Here is a 21,012-nt window from a genome sequence, read left to right on the forward strand (position 1 = left end):
GAGGAGCCTGCTTCCGTGTCCCGTCAACCCGATCCGGCATCCGCGAGCGCCGGCCCGCTTGCCGACCAGCTGTTTCCGGCCGAACCCACCCAGCGGGCGATCGCCCGCGAGCTGTACGGCTACGCCCGGCACCTGCCGGTCATCTCGCCGCACGGCCACGTCGACCCGGCGATCCTGGCCGACGACGAGCCGTTCCCGGACCCGGCGCGGCTGCTCGTCGTACCGGACCACTACGTCACCCGGATGCTGCTCAGCCAGGGCATCCCGCCGGGCGACCTCGGCGTACCGCTGCGGCCCGGGATCCGGGCCCGGCCACCGGCCGGTGACGGCGACTACGCCGCCGAGACCGACGGGCGGGCCATCTGGCGTCGGCTCGCCGCCAACTGGCACCTGTTCCGGGGCACCCCGTCGCGGCTGTGGCTGGAGAAGACCTTCGCCGAGGTGTTCGGAGTGACCGTCGGGCTGAGCGCGCAGACCGCCGACGAGGTCTACGACACCATCGCGGCACGGCTGGCCGAGCCGGCGTACCGGCCCCGGGCCCTGTTCGAGCGCTTCAACATCGAGGTGCTGGCCACCACCGAGTCGCCCCTGGACGACCTCGGCCGGCACGCCAAGCTCGCCGCCGACGGCTGGGGTGGCCCCGGTGGTCGGGTGATCACCACGTTCCGGCCGGACAACGTCGTGGACTTCGAGTTCGACGGCTGGGTCGACAACGTCGCCGCCCTCGGGGTGATCACCGGGGCGGACACCGGGACGTACGCCGGCTACCTCGACGCGCTGCGGTCCCGGCGGCAGGCCTTCATCGCCGCCGGCGCGACCAGCTCCGACCACGGCCACCTGACCGCCCTCACCCTGCGGCTGGATCAGCGCGAGGCCGCCGAACTGTACGACCGGGGGCTACGCGGCGTCGCCACCGCCGAAGACGCCGAGGCGTTCCGGGCACACATGCTGGTCGAGTTCGCCCGGATGTCCATCGAGGACGGCCTGGTGATGCAGCTGCACCCCGGCTCGGTGCGCAACCACAACAAGTGGCTGTACGCCACCCACGGCCGCGACGTCGGCGGGGACATCCCGCAGGCCACCGAGTACCTGCACGCGCTGACCGCGCTGCTGGACGCCTACGGCAACGACCCCCGACTGCGGATCGTCGTCTACACCCTCGACGAGTACACCTTCACCCGGGAGCTGGCCCCGCTCGCCGGCGGGTACGCCGCCCTCTACCTCGGTGCCCCCTGGTGGTTCCTGGACTCCCCGGAGGTGCTGCGTCGGTTCCGGGAGGCGGTCACCGAGACCGCCGGCTTCTACAACACCGCCGGGTTCGTCGACGACACCCGGGCGTTCTGCTCGATCCCGGCCCGCCACGACGTGGCCCGCCGGATCGACGCCGGCTTCCTGGCCCGGCTCGTCGCCGAGCACCGGCTCAGCCTCGACGAGGCCGCCGAGACCATCGTCGACCTGGCGTACCGCCTGCCCAAGCGGGTCTTCAAGATCGGGGAAAAGCTGTCATGAGCGTCACCATCACCGGCGTCGACGTGCACGACGTACGGTTCCCGACCGCCGCCGCCGGCGACGGCTCCGACGCGATCAACCGGGGCGACTACTCGGCCACCTACGTCGAACTGCGCACCGACGCGCCCGACGGGGTCTTCGGTGCCGGCTTCACCTTCACCAACGGCCGCGGCAACGAGATCACCTGCGCGGCGGTACGCGCGTTGGCCCACCACGTCACCGGCCGCACCGTCGCCGACATCGTCGCCGAGCCGGTCGCCTTCTGGCGCTCACTCACCGCCGACGTGCAGCTGCGCTGGCTCGGCCCGGAGAAGGGCGTCATCCACATGGCGTCCGGCGCGCTGGTCAACGCCGTCTGGGACCTGCGGGCCAAGCTGGAGGGCAAGCCGCTGTGGCGGCTGCTGGCCGAGATGCCGACCGAGGAGCTGGTCGCCAGCATCGACTTCCACCACATCAGCGACGCGATCACCCCGGACGAGGCCGCCGCGATCCTGGACAAGGGGCTGGTCGGCCAGGCCGACCGGCTCGCCGAGCTGCAGCGCGACGGGTTCCCGTCGTACACCACCTCGGTCGGCTGGCTCGGCTACCCCGACGACAAGGTACGGGCGTTGACCCGGGCGGCGTACGCCGACGGCTGGCGGGCGATGAAGATGAAGGTCGGCGGCCCGATCGACGACGACGTCCGCCGGGCCCGGATCATCCGCGCCGAGATCGGCCCGGACGCGCTGCTGATGATGGACGCCAACCAGGTGTGGGACGTCGACGAGGCGATCGCCAACATGGCCCGGCTGGTCGAGGTCGACCCGTACTGGATCGAGGAGCCGACGCACGCCGACGACGTGCTCGGCCACGCCCGGATCGCCGCCGCCGTCACCGAGCTGTCCGACGGGCGCTGCCGGGTCGCCACCGGCGAGGTCGCCGCCAACCGGGTGATCTTCAAGCAGCTGATGCAGGCCGAGGCGATCCGGGTCTGCCAGATCGACGCGTGTCGCATCGCCGGGGTCAACGAGGTGCTGTCGGTGATCCTGATGGCGGCCAAGTTCGGCGTACCGATCTGCCCGCACGCCGGCGGCGTCGGCCTCTGCGAGTACGTGCAGCACCTGGCGATCTTCGACTACCTGCGGGTCGGCACCTCGCTGGACGGACGGATGGTCGAGTACGTCGACCACCTGCACGAACACTTCGTCGACCCGGTCCGCACCCGGGGCGGCCGGTACCTGGTGCCCGACCAGCCCGGCTACAGCGCCACCATGAAGCCTGCGTCGATCGCCGAGTTCTCCTTCCCGGACGGGCCGGTGTGGCGGTGAACGCGGCGACCCCCACCGACGGCGAGGCCGCCGGACGCGCCGCCGCCAGCGGGCCGCTGCTCGGCCTGGGCACCCTCGGCCGGGTGCCGGCGGCCAGCCGGCCGCTGGTGCGCCCCGGCGACGTCGCCGCCGGCGTCGTCCACCTCGGACTCGGCGCGTTCCACCGCGCCCACCAGGCGGTCTACACCGAGCAGGCGATCGCCGCCGCCGGCGGTGACTGGGGCATCGTCGGCGTCGCGCCCCGCAACGTCGACGTGGTCCGTCGACTCGCCGACCAGGACTGCCTGTTCAGCGTCACCACGCTGTCGGCCGCCGGAGCGCGGACCCGGGTCGTCGGCGCACTCGCCAGGGTCCGGCACGCCGCCGGTGACCCGGCGGCGGTGGTGGCGCTGCTGGCCGACCCGGCGATCCGGGTGGTCACGCTGACCGTCACCGAGAAGGCGTACCAGTTGGACCCGGTCACCGGCCAGCTGCGCCCGGACGAGGCCGTCGCCGCCGACCTGAGCACCGACCGGCCGCCGACGACCGTGCCCGGCCTGCTGATGCGTGGGCTGGCCGCCCGGGCCGCCGCCGACGCCGGCCCGATCGCCCTGGTCAGCTGCGACAACCTGCCGTCCAACGGCCACCGGCTGCGCGGCCTGGTCCACGAGGCCCTGGCGTACGCGAAGGTGCCCGACGCGACCACCGACTGGGTGCACGACCACGTCACCTTCCCCGGCACCATGGTCGACCGGATCGTGCCGGCCGCCACCGCACAGACCCTGGACACCGCCCGAGCCGCGCTCGGCGTGACCGACCTGGCGGCGATCGCCGGGGAGCCGTACTCGCAGTGGGTGATCGAGGACGACTTTCCCGGCGGCCGGCCCGCCTGGGACCGGGCCGGGGCGGTGCTGACCGGCGACGCCGGCCCGTGGGAACGGCTCAAGCTGCGCGCCCTCAACGGCGTCCACTCGGCCATCGCCTACCTGGGGGCGCTGGCCGGGCAGGAGACCATCGCCGAGACGCTGCGGCTGCCCGGCCTGGCCGACGTGCTGCGGCGGATGATCGCCGAGGACGTCGCGGCGAGCTTCACCCCGCCCGACGGGGTGTCGGTGGTCGGGTACGGCGAATCCGTGCTGGACCGCTTCGCCAACCCGGCGATCCGCCACCGCACCATCCAGGTGGCGATGGACGGGTCGCAGAAGCTGCCGCAGCGGGTGCTGCACACCATCGCCGACCGGCGGGCGGGCGGGCACTCGGCGTACTGGTCGGCGCTGGTCGTCGCCGCCTGGATGCGGTTCGTCCAGGGCCGGGCCGACGACGGTGCCGCGCTGCCGCTGGACGACCCGCTGGCCGGGCGGATCCGTGCCGCGCTGGCCGGCAGCACCGGTACGCCCGCCTCGGTGGTGCCGGCGCTGCTCGGTCTGACCGAGATCTTCCCGCCTGAGCTGGCAGCCGACGAGCAGGTCCGGCGCGACGTCGTGACCTGGCTGACCGCGCTGGACACCCACGGGGTGGCCGGTACGGTGACCGGCGCGGCAACCTGACCGACCGGAGGTTCCCGAACGTGACGAACACCCCGCCCCGGGTGGCCCTGATCGGCGCCAACGGCCACGGCCTGTGGCACCGGCGGCAGATCGCCCCGCTGCACGCCGCCGGTGCGGTGCGTCTGGTCGGCCTGGTCGACGTACGGCCGGTGACGCCGGCACCGGACGCGCCGGTCCCGGCCGGCGTCGAGGTGTCGACCGACCATCGGCGGATGCTGGAGCGGACCAGCCCGGACGTGGTGGTGATCTGTACGCCGCCGTACACCCATCTGCCGATCGCCCTCGACGCGCTCGCCGCCGGTGCCGACCTGCTGCTGGAGAAGCCGCCGGTGGTGAATCTCGACGAGCACCGGCGGCTCGCCGAGGCACTGGACCGGCACGGCCGGGTCTGCCAGGTCGGTTTCCAGGCCCTCGGGTCGGCCGCCCTGGCCGAGCTGACCCGGGCGGCGACCGACGGCCGGCTCGGTACGGTCACCGGCATCTCCACGGTCGCCGCCTGGCAGCGCGACGACGCCTACTACCAGCGGTCGCCGTGGGCCGGGCGGCGCAGCGTCGACGGCCGGCCGTCGCTGGACGGAGCGCTGGCCAACCCGTTGGCGCACGCCACCATGCAGTGTCTGGCGGTGGCCGGTGCGGTGGGTGGCGGCCGGCCGGTGCTGGTCGAGCTGGAGCGCTACCGGGTGCGCCCGATCGAGGTCGACGACACCGCGTCGATGCGGATCACGCTGGACTCCGGGCTGTCGATCGTGGTCGCGGTGACCCTGGCCGGGGAGGACTTCATCGCCGGTGAGGTGCTGGTGCACGGCACGGCCGGCACCGCCGTGCTGGAGTATCCGACCGACCGGCTGCGGCTGCCCGGCGAGGCGGCGATGCGGCTGGTACCAGGGCGGACCGGGCTGCTGCAGAATCTGCTGGCACACCGGCGGGACCCGGCCGGCGTACCGCTGATCGCCCCGTTGGCGCGGACCGCGCCGTTCACCGAGGTGCTGGAAGCCGTGCAGGCCGCGCCGGTGCCCCGGCTGGTCGACGGCGCGCACGTGGTCGCGTCCGGCGTCGCCGGCGCCGACCGGGTGGTGACGATCAGCGGGATCAACGAGATCGTCCGGCGCAGCGCCGTCGAGCTGTCGCTGTTCGCCGAGCGTGAGGTGCCCTGGGCGGTACGGCCACAGCGGATCCGACTGGGGCGGGAGGTGACGGCGGGCGGGTGAGGCGGCGGGCGGGTGAGCGCCGGCTGGCGCTGGCGCGGTCCGGTGCCGACGGAAAACGTACTGCAAATCGTCAGACGTCTCGGGTCCGACATATTCGGACGAAGTACCAGCCATCTCGGCGGTTCGTCGCCGGGCAAATAGAATCTGCCCGCCGACAATGCAAACAATCTGCAAACATATCGCATTGACACATTTCGTCGAAAAAATTTATTGTTTGGGATCAGGAAGATTACGTGTGCGTTACGTGATCCAGCCCTTGACAATAATGGAGTGTGGCAATGCGACTGAGGAGACTGACCGCCGCCGTCGTCGGAGTGGCGCTCGTGGCCGTGCTGCCGGCGACGGCGGCCGTGGCGGGCAACGGCAGGGACTCCGACCGGCTGTCCTGGGTGGCCCGGTCCCTGGGCCGGCAGGTGCTGCCGACCAACGACGGCTGGGCCGCCGCAGGTCCCGGCACCACCGGCGGCGCGGCGGCCGCCGACGCCGACGTCCACGTCGTCGACAGCCGGGCTGAGCTGATCGCCGCGCTCGGCGGGGACAACGCCACCAACCGGACCAACGACACTCCGAAGATCATCTATCTGAAAGGCACGATCAACGGTTTCGAGGGGCCGGACGGCGCACTGCTGACCTGCGCCGACCTGGCCGACCCCGAATACGATTTCGACGAGTTCCTGGCCACCTACGACCCTGCGGTGTGGGGGCGGGTCAACCCGAGCGGCCCGCTGGAGGACGCTCGCCGCCGGTCGGTCACCAACCAGACCCGGCACACCCAGATCAACGTGGGCCCGAACACCACCATCATCGGCCTGCGCGGCGCACGGCTGCACAATCTCACCCTGATGGTCGACAGCGCCAACAACGTCATCGTCCGCAACGTCACCTTCGACGACGCGTACGACTGTTTCCCCGCCTGGTCGCCGAACGACGGCGAGGCCGGCAACTGGAACTCGCAGTACGACCTGATGTCGGTCCGCCGCTCCGAGAACGTCTGGGTCGACCACAACACGTTCACCGACGGCGACAACCCCGACAGCGCCCAGCCGGTCCACTTCGGCCGGCCGCTGCAGGTGCACGACGGAGCGCTCGACATCACCCACACCGCCAGCCTGGTCACCGTGTCGTACAACCGGTTCGACGGCCGCGACAAGGTGATGCTGATCGGCTCGTCGAACACCGTCGGTCCGGACGTCGGCCGGCTCAACGTGACCCTGCACCACAACGTCTTCGACGGCAGCCTGCAACGCCTGCCCCGGATCCGGTTCGGTCAGATCGACATCTACAACAACCACTACCAGCTGCGCGGCGACGGATTCCAGTACGCCGTCGGCGTCGGCGTGCAGGGCGCGCCGTACCTGGAGAACAACGCGTTCGAACTGGGCGCCGGGATCACCACCGCCGACCTGCTCTACGACTGGGGCGGCACGGTCGTCAGCGAGAAGGGCAGCTGGGTCGCGCAGGGCCACCGGCCACTGCGGCCGGCCAGTCTGCTCGCCGCGTACAACGAGGTCAACGACCCGGACCTCGGCGCGGACGCCGGCTGGACGCCGACCCTGCGGCACGGGCCGGTGCTGCCGGCCGCCGTCGTCCCGCTCTACACCGCGCTCACCGCCGGAGCCGGCAAGCTGCCGGTCTGACCCGGCTCCCCCTTCAGACCCCCGCGGGCAGTGGCGGCCCCGCTGCCCGCGGGCCCCATCGCCGGCCGGCAACTTCCAGGGGTACGGGCGACGACAGCCCGGGTTTCCCGCACTCCTCGCGGTCGGCGCCTCCCGGCGGTACGCCGACGCCCACGTCGGCGTACCGCCCTCCGCCTCCGCACCCACCGTGGTGCCAACCGAAGGAGTGTCCGTGCCCAGCAGAGGAAGAAGCCGACGGCGTGGCCTGCTGGCCGCCCTCGGCGCGACGGCCGTCAGCGCGGCGCTGATCGTCACCGTCACCACCACCAGCGCCCAGGCGGCGACCCTGTTCGCCGACAACTTCGACAGCGGCGGCACCGGCAGCTGGTCGAAGTCGGGCGGCAACTGGGAGGTCGTCACCGACGGCAGCCCGGTGCTGCGTCAGGACAACACCGGCAGCGAACTGGCCCGGTTCTTCGCCGGCAGCACCGGCTGGACCGACTACCAGGTGCAGGCCCGGGTCAAGCCGTTGTCGTTCAACGGCACCAACCGCCTGGTCGGCATCGCGTCGCGGGTCACCAGCAACACGAAGATGTACCGACTGGCCCTGATCAACAACAACCGTGCCGAGCTGCAGGCGGTCAACGGCAGCTCGATCACCGTCATCGGCTCGGCGTCGCTGACCGTCTCCACCGGCACCTGGTACACGCTGCGGATCGACGCCAGCGGGAGCACCATTCGCGGCTTCGTCGACGGCACCCAGATCGGCGCCGGGACGGACACCGCCTACTCGTCCGGGCGGATCGCCCTGGTCACCAGCTACGCCGGTGCCAGCTTCGACGACGTCAGCGTGGACACCGTCGGATCCGGACCGACCCCGACGACGCCGGCCCCGAACCCGACCACCCCGGCACCCGACCCCACGACCCCCGCGCCCCACCCGACCACCCCGCCGCCGACGAGCCCGCCACCGTCGGGCAGCACGCTCTACGTGGCACCCGGTGGCAGCGACACCGCATCCGGCACCATCTCGAACCCGACGACGCTGACCTCGGCGATCACCCGGATTCCCGCCGGCGGAACGATCTACCTGCGCGGCGGCACCTACCGTTTCTCCCAGACCATCACCATCGGCCAGGGCAACAACGGCACGTCGAGCGCGCGCAAGAAGCTGTACGCCTACCCGGGCGAAACCCCGGTGCTGAACTTCTCCGCCCAGAGTGAGGACCCGGCCAACCGGGGGATCGAGCTGGGCGGCTCGTACTGGCACTTCCTCGGCATCATCGTCGAACGGGCCGGGGACAACGGCATCCTGCTCGCCGGCAACAACAACATCATCGAACGTACGGTGACCCGCCACAACCGCGACTCGGGGCTGCAACTGTCCCGGCTGGTCGCCGGCGCACCACGGGACCAGTGGCCCGCCAACAACCTGGTCCTGAGCTCCGTCTCACACGACAACGTCGACTCCGACGGCGAGGACGCGGACGGGTTCGCCCCGAAGCTCACCGTCGGTACGGGCAACGTCTTCCGGTACACGGTGGCGCACAACAACATCGATGACGGCTACGACCTCTACACCAAGAGCGACACCGGGGCCATCGGGGCGGTGACGATCGAGTATTCACTGGCCTACGACAACGGCACGCTCAGCGACGGAAGCCAGGCGGGTAACGGCGACCGCAACGGCTACAAGCTTGGTGGCGAGGACATCGGCGTCAACCATCTGGTCCGCGGCAACATCGCCTACGGCAACGGCAAACACGGCTTCACCTACAACCGCAACCTGGGCACGATGACCGTGTCGAACAACGTCGGTGTCGGCAACGAGGAACGCAACTTCAACTTCGATGGCGGCTCCTCGGTGTTCCGCGGCAACACCTCCTGCGACAGCGGATCCACCGACCGGATCGTCGGTAACTCCGACAGCTCGAACCAGTTCTGGTCCGGCTCGAACGGATCCCGGTGCTCGTCGTACTCCGGTGCTCTCGGCTGGTCCTTCGCCGCTGACGGACGTCTGGTGGTGACCTTCGGCGGCCGAGTGGTGACGCCGTGACCGGCACCGTGGCCCGACGACCAACGGTCGACCGGTAGCGCGGCGCGCGGGTACCCGGACAGACTCGTGCGGCCGGCCTCCCAGTGGATCGGGAGACCGGCCGCACGACGGGTCAGCCGCCGGTCAGCGCCGGCAGTCAGTGTCGGTCAGCGGACGTCGCTCAGAGCCGCTGGCCGTTGGTGGCGTGGAAGGCGTGGTGCTGACCCGGCCGGGGCCGGACGAAGACGGTGTCGTTCATCGCCGGCATGTGCCGTCGGTCGGTCCGCACCACGAACCGCTCGGAGCTGCCGTCCAGGGTCGCGTGGCCGTAGACGTTGGCGTCCGAACCGAGGTCCTCGACCAGCTCGACGATCATCGGCATGCCGCCCTCGGTCGCGCCGACCAGGTCGCAGTCCTCCGGCCGGAAACCGACGGTCACCCGGTTGTTGCCGCCGGCCTTGGCCGCCTCGATCTGCTCCCGGCTCAGCTGCACGACCATCTCGGCGAAGACCGCGCCGTTCTCGGTCAGCGGAACGGTCTTGATGTTCATCGCCGGCGAACCCATGAAGCCGGCGACGAACACGTTCGCCGGCGTGTCGTACAGGTTCCGGGGGGTGTCGACCTGCTGCAGCTCGCCGTCGAGCAGCACCGCCACCCGGTGGCCCATCGTCATCGCCTCGACCTGGTCGTGGGTGACGTAGACGGTGGTGACGCCGAGCTTGGCCTGCAGCGAGGCGATCTGGGTACGGGTCTGCACCCGCAGCTTCGCGTCGAGGTTCGACAGCGGCTCGTCCATCAGGAAGACCTGCGGCTCCCGGACGATCGCGCGGCCCATCGCGACCCGCTGACGCTGACCACCGGAGAGCGCCTTCGGCTTACGGTTGAGGTACTCCTCCAGCTGCAGCAGAGCGGCGGCTTCCTTGACCCGGCGGTCGATCTCCGCCTTCGAGGTCCGACGCAGCTTCAGCGCGAAGGCCATGTTCTCGTACACCGTCATGTGCGGGTAGAGCGCGTAGTTCTGGAAGACCATCGCGATGTCGCGGGCCTTCGGCGGCAGGTGCGTGACGTCGCGGTCGTCGATGAGGATGCGACCCTCGTCGACGTCCTCCAGGCCGGCGAGCATCCGCAGGCTGGTGGACTTGCCACAGCCGGAGGGGCCGACCAGCACCAGGAACTCGCCGTCGCCGATCTCGAGGTTCAGCTTGTTGACGGCAGGGCGTTCGGTGCCCGCGTAGATGCGCGACGCCTGCTCGTACGTGACCGTAGCCATGGTCGATGCTTCCTTTCACCGGCAGGAACGTGCCGGACGATCCGAGTGAAGGAGCGGCCGGCGCCGTACGCCGGCCCACGTGTGGGCACGCAGCCGCCTGGCGTCGTGTCGCACGTGTCACGCCACGGTAAACGGGTTTTGCCCGGCTGCCAAGACCGGGACGGGCTACCGTTACCGCTGATTCCGGACTTAACGGAAACCAAGGTGGTGTATGCCACCCCGGCGCGCCCGTCCGGACGCCCCCGCCGCCCGTACAACGGGAAAGATCGATCGGACAGACCGGCCGATGCGGCGGTAACGCCACGTCAGTGGCTATGCTGACCTCTGAACACCTGCCCCTGTAGCTCAGTTGGCCAGAGCACTCGCCTTGTAAGCGAGATGTCGCCGGTTCGAGCCCGGCCGGGGGCTCCAGTACCACGAGGGTGATGTCACCCTCCGTGACGATGCCTTGCCGGTGTACCGGTTCGGGCGGTATTCCTCTGGGGAATGATTATTCCTCACAGGAATACCGGTCTGCGGCAGTACCGGTCCGTTCCGGCCGGGCCGTACCGGCCGGCGGCAGCCCGTCAGTGGGCAGGCCCGTCGGTGAGCGGGCCCGGCGAGCCGGATGTCGGACTCCTGATCACGAGTTGGCGGCGATCGCGGCCCGGCGGCGGTCGCGGGGCGACCGGATGTCGCCCGGCGTCGCTAGGATCAGCCGTCCCGCACAGCCGACGCTCAGGTGGCTCTCACCGTCGGCGGTCCGCGGGTCACGGGGAATCTCTTATCTAGGAGCAGGTAGAACATGTCCGACCCCTCGCAGCCGCAGCAACCCGCTGGCCCGACCGGGCAGCCGATGCCGCCGGCTGGCGTTCCGATGGATCCCGCGTACGGCGGTCAGCCCGTCGCGCCGATGGCCGCGCCGCCGAAGAAGTCCAAGGCCGGCAAGATCATCCTGATCGTTCTCGCCGTGGTGCTGGTGCTCTGCCTCGGCGGTGCGACGGCGACCTACTTCCTGGTCCGGGACACCGTCGGCGAGGTCGTCCAGGCCAGCCAGACCCGGCTCGTCACTCCGGACACCCTGGTCGGCCGGCCGCTGAGCACCGACCCGGAGTTCACGTCCCTGGCCGAGGAGGTGGCCACCGGGCTGAAGACCGACGTGCCCGAGTCGTCCAGCACGATCGGCGCGTTCTACGGCGACATCGAGCAGGAAGACCTGATCATGATCGCCGGGGCGTCCGGCATCATCGCCGACCCCGAGCAGGAGTTGGCGGACGCGACCAACGGCGACGCCATGGGCTTCGGCATGACCAACGTGACCGACGTGGACGCCGGCCCCAAGGGCGGCTCGGCGCGGTGCGGCGACGCCGACCTCGAAGGCGTGCCCGGTGGGGTCTGCGTCTGGACCAGCCGCGGTGCCCTGGTGATGTACGTGTTCTACTTCAGCACCGGCGAGGAGGCCGCCGCCGAGCTGGTCACCATCCGGGACGCGGTCGAGCAGACCAGCTGATCACCACCCCGGTCGGCGGCCCACCGGCGTCATTGGTGGGCCGCCGACCCGGAGCGGGCCAGCAGCCCGTACCGGCGGATCGCCCGCAGTGGCTCGGTGGCTGCGCCCTCCCGCCGCAGGATGTGGTTCGCGGCGAGGATTCCGGTCACCGCCGCCCGTTCCATCAACGCGCTCGGCACGTCGGTGCCGATCCCGTCGCCGGCGAGGAAGAGCCCGTCGGCGTCGGTGACCACCCCGGGCCGCCGGTGTGCCGCCCCCGGCGCGAACGCCGGCGCCTGGGCCTCGACCCGGGCCCGAACCTGCCGCACCGGCAGCGTCGCCACCTCCGGCCAGAGGGTCGCCAACTCGGTTCGCATCCGTTCGGCCAGCACCTCGGCGGGCACCTGCTCCGGGCAGGCGTACGCGTGCAGTTCCAGCACCGCCCCCCGGTGGCGCTGCGCCCACTGCCGGGCCTGGTGCTCCAGCCGGTGGTAGAGGGTGACCGAGTCCAGCGTCGGCTGCCGCGACACTCCACAGAAGACCGGGCGGTCGGCGGCGACGTCACCGTCGAGCCAGAACCGGGCGACCGCGTACGGCGGCCCGACGCCCATCCCGTCGACCTGATCAGCCAGCGTCGGCGCGTCCTGCGCCAACCGGGGCGACTCGGCCAGCAGCGCCCGCAACGCGGCCGGGTCGACGGCCAGGACCACGTACCGGGCGGTGTGCGCGGCGCCGGAGGCGCATCGCACCTGCCAACCGTTGGCCCGGCGGGGCATGACGCTGCGTACCTCGTCGCCGGTGACCACCCGACCACCGTGCCGGCGCAGATGCTCCTGCAGCGGCTGCCAGATCGCGGTGTCGTAGTCGCGGTCCGGGGCGTCGAAGCCGAGCCCTTCCGGGTTGCCGAGGAAGTAGAAGTGGAAGCTCGCCACCAGCTCGGCGGCGGACATGTCCCGTTCGTGGTTGAAGAACGAATGTGAGAAGACCTCGAACAGCATCGCCCGCGCCCGGTCCGGCAGCCGCAGCGAGTCCAACAGGTCGGCGGCGCTGCGCCCGTCGAGGTCCTGGTAGGTCCGCTCCGGATGGAAAGCCAGCAGCGGCAGCGCCGCCGCACGGTCCATCTCGCGCAGTTGCCGCAGCCGCAGGCTCGGGCTGCGCAGCAGCAGCGCCAGCAGGTTGACCGGCGGGGTGGTCGGCAACCGGCCGAACTCCTCCGGCGGCCACTGTGCCGACCACACCGGATAGCCGTCGACCGGGTGCAGCATGCCCAGCGCCGGATCGGCGCGGCGCAGGATCGCCCGCCAGTTGTAGTACTGCCGGAAGAAGGCGTGGAAGCCGTGGTCGACGGGTTGGACGGTGCCGTCGTCGAGTGTTTCCGGCCAGGCGGCGAGCCGCCCGCCGAGCTGGGCGGCGCGTTCCAGCACGGTCACCCGTACGCCGCGTTCGGCGAGCACGATCGCCGCCGACATGCCGGCGATGCCGCCACCGACGACCAGGGCGTCGGTGCCGGCGGCGACCTGATCGGTGCCAGTGGAGTCGGCCGGTGACACCTCGGCCCGTACGCCGAACATCCGGCCGACCGCTCGGGACAGTCCCACCGCTCCTCCTGACGACGCCGTGCGTCCAGTGTGCCGGTCACCGCGGCGCCGTGAGCGGCTTTACGGTCACCCCGCGCGTGCCGCGGGTGACTACCATCCCGGGCATGGTGGCCGACCCCTGGCGTGACCGGGCCCGCCGCGTAGGCGGCCGGTGGCGCAGCACCGCCGACAACCGTCCGCACTACGTCGTCTGTGGGCAGGACCCACTGGCGTACCGCGTGGTCGGTGAGCTGGTCGCGGCGTCGGCGCTGGTCACGGTGATCGTGCCGACCCGACCCCGGCCGGACGGCCCGGACATGCGGTCGATCAAGGGAATCCGGCTGTTGCGGGCCGACCGGCTCACCGAGCGGACGTTCCGTAGCGCCGGGCTGGCCGGTGCCCGGGGGCTGGCCCTGCTCGATCAGGACGACGTCGGCAACATCAACGCCGCGCTCTGCGCCCAGGAGGTCGAGCCGAACCTGCGGGTGGTGATGCGGATGTTCCACACCCGGCTGGGCAGCCGGGTGAAACGCCTGTTCACCGACTGCGAGGTGCTCTCCGACGCGTCGATGGCGGCACCGGCGTTCGTCGCGGCGGCGCTGGGCGTGGTGTCGCCGACCCATTTCCGCCACGGCGGCCGGACCCTGCACGTGGCCCGCCGCGACGAGGTCCGCCCGGAGCATGTCGTGTGCGGGCTGGCCGACCTGCGCGACCCCGGCCACCCCCGGGTGCTGCCGGCCGACGCGGACAGCGCGGATCTGGTGCTGGCCGAGGCGGCCGGGGCCCAGGTGGGGCCGGTGCCGGCGGCCCGGCGGATCGCCCGCGCCCGGCAGCGGGCACGGATCTGGCGCGACCCGGTACGGGCGCTGCGCTCGTTCGCCACCCGCAAGATCGGGATGGCGACTCTCGGCGTGCTGGCCGTGGTGGTGGTCTTCGGTGTGCTGCTGTCGCGGGCCGAAGGGGTCAGCGTCGCCCAGGCGGTCTACCTGACCGTGGTGATGACCCTCAGTGGCGCCGATCCGGATCTGGGCAAGTCGGCGGCGGTCCAGGTGATGCAGGTGGTGCTCAGCCTGGCCGGTCTGGCGTTGATTCCACTGCTCACCGCCGCCGTGGTCGACGGGGCGGTGAACGCCCGGCTGGCACTGACCGACGGGCGGGCCCGCCCGGAGCGGATCGGCCACGTGGTGGTGGTCGGGCTGGGTAACGTCGGCACGAGGGTGATGTGGCAGCTGCACGATCTCGGCGTCGAGGTGGTCGGGGTGGACACCGACCCGCAGGCGCGGGGGGTGGCGGTCGCCCGGGACATCGACGTCGCGGTGGTCGTCGGCGACGGCTCCCAGGTTGAAACGCTGCGCAGCGCCTCGGTGCAGACCTGTCGGGCGATGGTGGTGGTCTCCACCGACGACGTGACGAACCTGCAGGCGGCGCTCTACGCGCGGGAGCTGAACCCGGACGTCACCGTCGTCCTGCGGTTGTTCGACGGCGACTTCGCCAGCCGGATTCAGCGCGCCTTCAACATCGGCATCTCCCGCAGCGTGTCGTACCTGGCGGCACCGGCGTTCGCGGCGGCGCTGCTGGACCGGGAGGTGATCGCGACGATCCCGGTGAGCCGGCACGTGCTGCTGGTCGCCGAGGTGATCGTCGCGCCCGGGTCGGTACTCGACGGGCAGACCCTGGCCGCGGTCGGCACCAATCCGGGCGTACGGGTCATCGCGTTCGCCCAGTTCGGTGAGCCGGGCCCGATCTGGTTGCCGGCGGCCGGCTACCGGCTGCACGCCCGGGACCGGATCACCGTGGTGGCCCGCCGCTCGGGGTTGAGCTGGCTGCTCAAGCAGGCGGCGGACCCGACGGACGCTGCGGGCGAGCAGCCCTGACCGCGCCGCTTCGACTCGTCGTCGCCTGACCGGGGCCGGTCTCAGCCGACCGGCACCTCGGTGCCGAGCACCGCCTGTTCGTCCGGGTAGTGCACCAGGACGTCGGCGAGGAACGACTGGACCGCCGGGGCCAGCCCGACGTCCCGGCCGGCCTGCTCGGACAGCCGCCAGCGGTGCTCGATGACCTGCGCGAACAGCTCCGACGGCTCGACCTTGCGGCGCAGGTGGGCGGGGACCGCGCGGACCACCGGCTCGAACACCTCGGTCAGCCAGCGGTGCGACGCCTGCTGCTCGTCGGTCAGGTCGCTCTCCGCCCGGTACGCGTCGAGGTCGTTGAGCAGCCGGCGGGCCTGGTTCTCCTCGGCGTCGAGCCCGGTCAGGCGCAGCAGCCGGCGACTGTGGTAGCCGGCGTCGACGACCTTGGGGCGGACCAGGTAGGAGCCCCGGTCGACGACCGACATGGCCACTTCGGCGACGTCGAAGCCGAGCTCGTTGAGCCGGCGGATCCGGCGTTCGATGTCGTGCCGCGACTCGCGTTCGACGTGCTGCTCGTAGGTGATCTCGTGCCAGAGGCGTTCGTAGCGGGCGACGACCTCCTCGGCCACCGTCTCCGGGTCGATCGACTCGTGCAGCAGGCCGGCGGCCTGCAGGTCGAGCGCCTCGCCGAAGATGTTGACCCGGGCGATCTCCAGGTCCTCGCCGCGTTGGCCGTTGGACAGGCTGGGCCGTAGCGCCCCGGTCTCGGCGTCGACCAGGTAGGCGGCGAACGCGCCCGCGTCCCGGCGGAACAGGGTGTTCGACAGGGAGCAGTCGCCCCAGAAGAATCCGGTCAGGTGCATCCGGACGATCAGCGCGGCGAGCGCGTCGAGCAGCCGGGCCAGCGTCTCCGGGCGCAGCTGGTTGGAGAACAGCGCCCGGTACGGCAGGGAGAACTGCAGGTGCCGGGTGATCAGTACCGGGTCGAGGGGCTCGCCGTCGGCGTCGGTGCGGTCGGCGACGATCGCCACCGCCTCGACGGACGGGAAGTCGATCCGTTCCAGGGCGCGCAGCAGGTCGTACTCGCGTTCGGCGACCCGTTCGCCGGTCTCCTTGACCGCGTACACGGTGCCGGCGAGTTTGACGAACCGGACGACGTGCCGGGAGATGCCCTGCGGCAGCGCCACCAGGTGATCGGCAGGCCACTGCTCCAGCGGTGTCGACCAGGGCAGGTCGAGCAGCGCCGGGTCCACAAGGGCCGAGGTGATCCGCACGGGATCAAGCATGACGGGTACGGCGGCCGCATGCTGCCTGCCGTGGCTCGGCTAACACTTGTGATTAGTCCGGTATTGATGGCATTTGTAGCATCCCGCCGCCATCCTGTCGCCACCGCGACACGACAATGTCACGCCCGGCGTTCGGTAACCTGGCCGGCGTGCCCGACGCCACCGCCTCCCGCCCGTCCGCGCCGCTGGCCGACGCGTCACGGCGGCCGACGCCGACGCCGACCGGCTGGTGGTTCGACGCGGTGCTGTTGGCGGCGCTGACCGGGCTGACCGGGGCGCTGATCGCCGGGGTGTTCCTCGACACCGACGTGGCGGTACGCGACTGGGTCGACGCCCACCGGCCACCCGTCGGTTTCTGGATCGCCTCGGTGCTCAACTTCTTCGGCCAGGGCGGCTGGGTGCTGATCCCGGTCTCCAGCCTGCTCGCGCTCTGGCTGGGCCGGCGGGTCCGGTCGGTCCGCCCGGTGCTGCCGGTGCTCGCCGCCGTGGCGTCGACCTATCTCAGCGTCGGCGCGATGAAGGTGCTGCTGCCCCGGGCCTACCCGCACGACCTCGACGACCCGTTCCCGGAGCGGCTGTTCACCGAGGCGACGCCGGCGATGGCGTACCCGTCGGGGCACGTCGCCAACGCCGTCATCTGGTACGCCGTGATCGCCCTGCTGATCACCGCGCTGCGCCGGTCGTACGGGCGGCCGGTGCCGGCTGGGCGGCCGTTCCCCGGCTACTGGGCGCTGCGGCTGCTGCCCGCCGCCGTCATCTTCTGCACCACGGTCTACCTGGGCTACCACTGGCTGACCGACTCGATCGCCGGGCTGCTGCTCGGCTGGCTGCTGCTGCGCCTGCTGCAGCGGGTGCCGTGGGACACCGTACGGCTGCCATGGGTGCGTGGCGGCCTGGACCGTCCCGCCGGCCTGTCCTGACCGCTGACGCTTCAAGCGGCGACATCCGGCGACATCTCGCTTTACGTCGTATTGACCTTTGCTAGCCGACCGACGGGGCACGCTATGGGCACCCCAGAGCCGAAAGTACTTGCTCGTTGATCGCCTACGTACGCTCGTGTACACATGTACTTGAACCGTGACTCACTGCCAGACGCCGGCCCGCATCACTCGGCGTACCCGGAGGTCGTCGTCGAGCTCGACCAGGTCGGCGCGCAACCCTCGCGCGAGCGCCCCGACGCTGCCGGTCAACCCAAGCAGCCGCGCCGGGGTGGTCGCCGCCATCCGTACGGCTTCGACGATGCCGATCCCGGCGGCGACCGCCCGGCGCAGCGCCGCGTCCATGGTCAACGTGCTGCCGGCGATCGACCCATCCCGGGTCAGCCGGGCGACCGCGTCGGTCACCGTCACCGACTGTCCGCCCAGCTCGTACCCGCCGTCGGGCATCCCGGCGGCGGCCATCGCGTCGGTGACCAGCGCGACCCGGTCGGGCCCGGCGACCGACGCCGCGAAGGTGAGCGTGCCGTCGTGCAGGTGCACCCCGTCGGCGATCAGTTCACAGGTGACCCGGTCGTCGCCGAGCAGGGCGAACACCGGGCCGGGCTCGCGGTGGTGCGGCGGGCGCATCCCGTTGAACACGTGCGTACCGGCGGTGGCACCGGCGTCGATCGCTGCCCGGGTCTGGTCGTAGCTGGCGTCGGTGTGGCCGATCGCGGCGACCACTCCGGCGTCGGCCAGGCGGGTGATCGCGGCGAGCGCGCCGGCCCGCTCCGGTGCCAGGGTGACCATCCGGAGGGTGCCGGCGGCGAGGTCGAGCAGCCCGGCCAGCTCGGCCGGCTCCGGGTCCCGCAGGTACGCCGGGTTCTGCGCGCCGCACCGTGCGACGGACAGGTACGGGCCTTCGAAGTGCAGCCCGGCGAGGGTGCCGTCGGCGACCAGCGGGGCGTACGCCCGGACTGCCTGGTGCATCAGCTCGACCGGCGAGCTGACCAGGCTGGCCAGCAGGGTGGTGGTGCCGTGGGCCAGGTGGAAGGCGGCGGCCTGCCGGGCCGCGCCGGCGTCGCCGGTGGTGAAGGTGTGCCCGCCACCGCCGTGGTTGTGCAGGTCGACGAAGCCCGGCACCAGCCAGCCAGCATCGGGCGCGGTGTCGGATGCAGTCCCGGAGGTGCTGCCGACGTCGCTGATCGTCGGTCCGTCGATGATCAGGAAGCCCTGCTCGATCACCTGATCGGGGGTGACCACCCGGCCCCGCAGCCTCACCGTGCCGGCCCTGCGCCCAGTGCGGGCCGTACGGTGTCCGGCACCCGCCGTACGGTGTCCAGCGCCAGCAGGGCGGCACCGAGGCAGCCGGCCTCGTCACCGAGCGCCGCCCGGACCAGGCGCGGCATCCGGTGGAAGGTGGCCCGCTGGCGCATCGCCGCAGCCAACGGGGTCAGGAGCTGGTCGCCGGCTTCGGCCAGCCCGCCGCCGAGCACCACCACCGCCGGGTCGTACATCGCCTGGCCGATCAGCAGGCCGTCGGCGAGCGCGTCGACCGCCTCGGCCCACACCTGCGCGGCGACCGGATCGCCGCTGGCCGCCCGGCGGGCCACGGCGGCGGCACCAGCCGTGTCGCCGCCGGGGGTGCCGGTGCGTTCGGCGTACCGGCGGGCCACGGCGGCGGCGGAGGCGACGGCTTCCAGGCAGCCGGTCTGGCCGCAGCCGCAGACCGGCCCGGCCGGGCGGACCACCACGTGGCCGAGTTCACCGGCGGCGCCGTGCGCCCCCGGGTAGCCAGTACCGTCGACGATCGCGGCGGCGGCGATCCCCGTACCGACCGCGACGAACAGCACGTGCCGGCAGCCCTGACCGGCGCCGACCCGGGCCTCGGCGATCCCACCGGCGCGCACGTCGTGGCCGAGCGCCGTCGGCAGGCCGGTGCGCGCGGCCACCAGGTCCCGCAGCGGTACGTCGCGGAAGCCGACGTTGGCCGACCAGACCGCCACTCCGGTGGTTTCGTCGACGACGCCGGGTACGACGACGCCGACGCCGATCGGGACGAGTCCGTCGGCGCGGGCGGTGTCGGCCAGCGCGCCAGCGAACTCGCCGATGGTGTCGATCACGGCGGCGGGTCCCCGGGCCGCGCCGGTGGGCCGCCGCTCGGTGTGCCGTACGGTGCGGTCGGCGGCGCCGACCAGGGCCGCCTTGATGCCGGTGCCGCCCACGTCGAGCGCGACGACCACCTCGGTCCCGGTGGGCGCTGGCACCACTGCGGTGCCGGGGAGCGTGACACCGGCAGGGCCGTCGGTGGGCGGTGCGTTCACGCCAGGACGACCGAGCGGGTCAGGTGCCGGGGGTTGTCCGGATCCAGGCCACGGCTGTCGGCGAGGGCGACCGCGAACCGCTGGGCGAGGATCAGATCGGCCATCGGGTCCAGTGGCTGCCGGCCGGCAGCCCACCGGTCGAGGATGGCGTACACCCCGTTGGTGCGGCTGTGCACGAAGGCCGCGCCGGTCGCGGCCACGTCGTCGGCCAGGTGGTCGGGGATCTCGCCGAACGCCCAGACCATCCGGTGCGGGCCGGCGACCGCGATCGGGCCGTGCCGGTAGTCCATCGCCGGGTACGCCTCGGACCAGAAGCCGGCGGCTTCCCGGCACTTCAGCGCCGCCTCGTGGGCCAGCCCGACGGTCCAGCCCCGGCCGAGGAAGGTGACCTGGTCGACCAGGGCCGGGTTGATCGGCAGTGGGGCGCGGACGGTGACCTCGGCGTCGGCGGCGATCGCGGCGACGTCGGCACCGAGGTGGGCGCGGAGCAGGGCCAGCACGCTGGTGGCGAAGCGGGTCTGCACCACCGACCGTTCGTCGGCGAAGGGCAGCGCGACGACGTGACCGGCGAGGTGGGCGGCGGGTGAGGCCGGGTCGCCGACGAGCACCGTGCTGCGGGTCGGGTCGGCGAGGGCGGCGAGCAGGTCGGTGATCTCGGTGGTGGTGCCGGAGCGGCTGATCGCCAGGACGCGGTCGTAGTGCCGGCCGGTCGGGAACTCGGAGGCCTGGAAGGCGTCGGTCTCGCCGTGTCCGGCGCGTTCCCGCAGCCCGGCGTACGCCATGGCCATGAACCAGGAGGTGCCGCAGCCGACCACGGCGACCCGTTCGCCGGCCGACGGCAGCGCGGCGATGGACGTGGCGGCCAGTGCGGCGGCCTGTCGCCAGCAGTCGGGTTGGCTGGCGATCTCGGCGTCGACGTACGTCATCGCCGTCCTCCCTGTTGGCCAGGGAACGCTGCGCGTTCCCGCTCGAACAGACAGCTTTTCGAGCGTCATTGTGCTCGCGGCGGTGACCAGCTGGCAACAAACTTCCAAGATCGCGCAGCCGGGAGTTTTGCCCTCCGGGCGTTTCGCGCATTAGTGTGCAGCAAACTACTCACCGTCTGCGCGATCGCGGCGG

Annotated in this window: 15 protein-coding genes and 1 tRNA gene; 10 read left to right on the top strand and 6 right to left on the bottom strand. The window is 72.0% G+C overall.

The window, feature by feature from the left end; all coding sequences use genetic code 11:
- Positions 1-15 precede the first annotated feature (15 nt).
- The 6 genes from uxaC (at position 16) to O7623_RS23990 (ending at position 9,222) form a co-directional block, all read left to right on the top strand.
- Positions 16-1,509, top strand: a complete 1,494-nt coding sequence (gene uxaC, locus O7623_RS23965; RefSeq protein ID WP_282225247.1) for a glucuronate isomerase — start codon at positions 16-18, stop codon at positions 1,507-1,509.
- Positions 1,506-2,816 carry an enolase C-terminal domain-like protein gene (locus O7623_RS23970; protein ID WP_282225248.1) on the top strand — a complete coding sequence of 437 codons (1,311 nt, stop codon included), beginning with the start codon at positions 1,506-1,508 and terminating at the stop codon, positions 2,814-2,816. Before uxaC ends, O7623_RS23970 begins: the two co-directional genes overlap by 4 nt.
- Positions 2,817-2,872: 56 nt before the next feature.
- Positions 2,873-4,342 carry a mannitol dehydrogenase family protein gene (locus O7623_RS23975; RefSeq protein WP_282229530.1) on the top strand — a complete coding sequence of 490 codons (1,470 nt, stop codon included), beginning with the start codon at positions 2,873-2,875 and terminating at the stop codon, positions 4,340-4,342.
- A gap of 20 nt (positions 4,343-4,362) precedes the next feature.
- A complete protein-coding gene (locus tag O7623_RS23980; protein WP_282225249.1) occupies positions 4,363-5,550 on the top strand; it encodes a Gfo/Idh/MocA family oxidoreductase in 1,188 nt (395 codons plus the stop codon).
- 278 nt (positions 5,551-5,828) lie between these two features.
- Positions 5,829-7,187: a polysaccharide lyase family 1 protein gene (locus O7623_RS23985; RefSeq protein ID WP_282225250.1), complete on the top strand. Its 1,359-nt coding sequence runs from the start codon at positions 5,829-5,831 to the stop codon at positions 7,185-7,187.
- A 211-nt stretch (positions 7,188-7,398) separates the two neighbouring features.
- Positions 7,399-9,222, top strand: coding sequence for a right-handed parallel beta-helix repeat-containing protein (locus O7623_RS23990; RefSeq protein WP_282225251.1), 1,824 nt, complete (start codon positions 7,399-7,401; stop codon positions 9,220-9,222).
- A gap of 160 nt (positions 9,223-9,382) precedes the next feature.
- On the opposite strand, the gene ugpC is transcribed toward O7623_RS23990, so the two are convergent.
- Complete coding sequence (gene ugpC / locus O7623_RS23995; protein WP_282225252.1) at positions 9,383-10,471, bottom strand: sn-glycerol-3-phosphate ABC transporter ATP-binding protein UgpC; 1,089 nt, start codon at positions 10,469-10,471, stop codon at positions 9,383-9,385.
- Between the two features lie 334 nt (positions 10,472-10,805).
- On the opposite strand from ugpC, the gene O7623_RS24000 reads away from it, so the two are divergent.
- Both O7623_RS24000 and O7623_RS24005 read left to right on the top strand, forming a co-directional pair.
- Positions 10,806-10,882 (top strand) — tRNA-Thr (locus tag O7623_RS24000).
- A 373-nt stretch (positions 10,883-11,255) separates the two neighbouring features.
- Complete coding sequence (locus O7623_RS24005; RefSeq protein ID WP_282225253.1) at positions 11,256-11,960, top strand: hypothetical protein; 705 nt, start codon at positions 11,256-11,258, stop codon at positions 11,958-11,960.
- 29 nt (positions 11,961-11,989) lie between these two features.
- Here the strand turns inward: O7623_RS24005 and O7623_RS24010 are convergent, their stop codons facing one another.
- Positions 11,990-13,537 carry an FAD-dependent oxidoreductase gene (locus O7623_RS24010; protein WP_282225254.1) on the bottom strand — a complete coding sequence of 516 codons (1,548 nt, stop codon included), beginning with the start codon at positions 13,535-13,537 and terminating at the stop codon, positions 11,990-11,992.
- Positions 13,538-13,641: 104 nt separating this feature from the next.
- Between O7623_RS24010 and O7623_RS24015 the strand changes: the two genes are divergently transcribed.
- Positions 13,642-15,390, top strand: coding sequence for an NAD-binding protein (locus O7623_RS24015; RefSeq protein ID WP_282225255.1), 1,749 nt, complete (start codon positions 13,642-13,644; stop codon positions 15,388-15,390).
- Between the two features lie 41 nt (positions 15,391-15,431).
- On the opposite strand, the gene O7623_RS24020 is transcribed toward O7623_RS24015, so the two are convergent.
- Positions 15,432-16,652, bottom strand: coding sequence for a DUF4032 domain-containing protein (locus tag O7623_RS24020; RefSeq protein WP_282225256.1), 1,221 nt, complete (start codon positions 16,650-16,652; stop codon positions 15,432-15,434).
- 149 nt (positions 16,653-16,801) lie between these two features.
- Between O7623_RS24020 and O7623_RS24025 the strand changes: the two genes are divergently transcribed.
- Positions 16,802-17,572 carry a phosphatase PAP2 family protein gene (locus O7623_RS24025; protein WP_282225257.1) on the top strand — a complete coding sequence of 257 codons (771 nt, stop codon included), beginning with the start codon at positions 16,802-16,804 and terminating at the stop codon, positions 17,570-17,572.
- 162 nt (positions 17,573-17,734) lie between these two features.
- On the opposite strand, the gene nagA is transcribed toward O7623_RS24025, so the two are convergent.
- Genes nagA through O7623_RS24040 form a run of 3 tightly spaced genes read right to left on the bottom strand, consistent with a single transcriptional unit; the run spans position 17,735 to position 20,819 of the window.
- Positions 17,735-18,850 (bottom strand): N-acetylglucosamine-6-phosphate deacetylase, encoded by a 1,116-nt coding sequence (nagA, locus tag O7623_RS24030; RefSeq protein WP_282225258.1) that lies wholly within the window; start codon positions 18,848-18,850, stop codon positions 17,735-17,737.
- Entirely contained in the window at positions 18,847-19,839 is a 993-nt protein-coding gene (locus tag O7623_RS24035) for an ROK family protein (RefSeq protein WP_282229531.1), read from the bottom strand. The genes nagA and O7623_RS24035 overlap by 4 nt, the downstream gene beginning before the upstream one ends.
- Before the next feature lie 50 nt (positions 19,840-19,889).
- Entirely contained in the window at positions 19,890-20,819 is a 930-nt protein-coding gene (locus O7623_RS24040; RefSeq protein ID WP_282225259.1) for a sugar isomerase, read from the bottom strand.
- Between the last annotated feature and the right edge of the window lie 193 nt (positions 20,820-21,012).

The organism is Solwaraspora sp. WMMD791, assembly GCF_029581195.1.
Taxonomy (GTDB): Bacteria; Actinomycetota; Actinomycetes; order Mycobacteriales; family Micromonosporaceae; genus Micromonospora_E.

Coding starts and splice junctions, on each gene's coding strand:
- O7623_RS24040 (WP_282225259.1), bottom strand. CDS start 20,819: ATGACGTACGTCGACGCCGAGATCGCCAGCCAACCCGACTGCTGGCGA.
- O7623_RS23970 (WP_282225248.1), top strand. CDS start 1,506: ATGAGCGTCACCATCACCGGCGTCGACGTGCACGACGTACGGTTCCCG.
- O7623_RS24020 (WP_282225256.1), bottom strand. CDS start 16,652: ATGCTTGATCCCGTGCGGATCACCTCGGCCCTTGTGGACCCGGCGCTG.
- O7623_RS24005 (WP_282225253.1), top strand. CDS start 11,256: ATGTCCGACCCCTCGCAGCCGCAGCAACCCGCTGGCCCGACCGGGCAG.
- ugpC (WP_282225252.1), bottom strand. CDS start 10,471: ATGGCTACGGTCACGTACGAGCAGGCGTCGCGCATCTACGCGGGCACC.
- O7623_RS24015 (WP_282225255.1), top strand. CDS start 13,642: ATGGTGGCCGACCCCTGGCGTGACCGGGCCCGCCGCGTAGGCGGCCGG.
- O7623_RS23985 (WP_282225250.1), top strand. CDS start 5,829: ATGCGACTGAGGAGACTGACCGCCGCCGTCGTCGGAGTGGCGCTCGTG.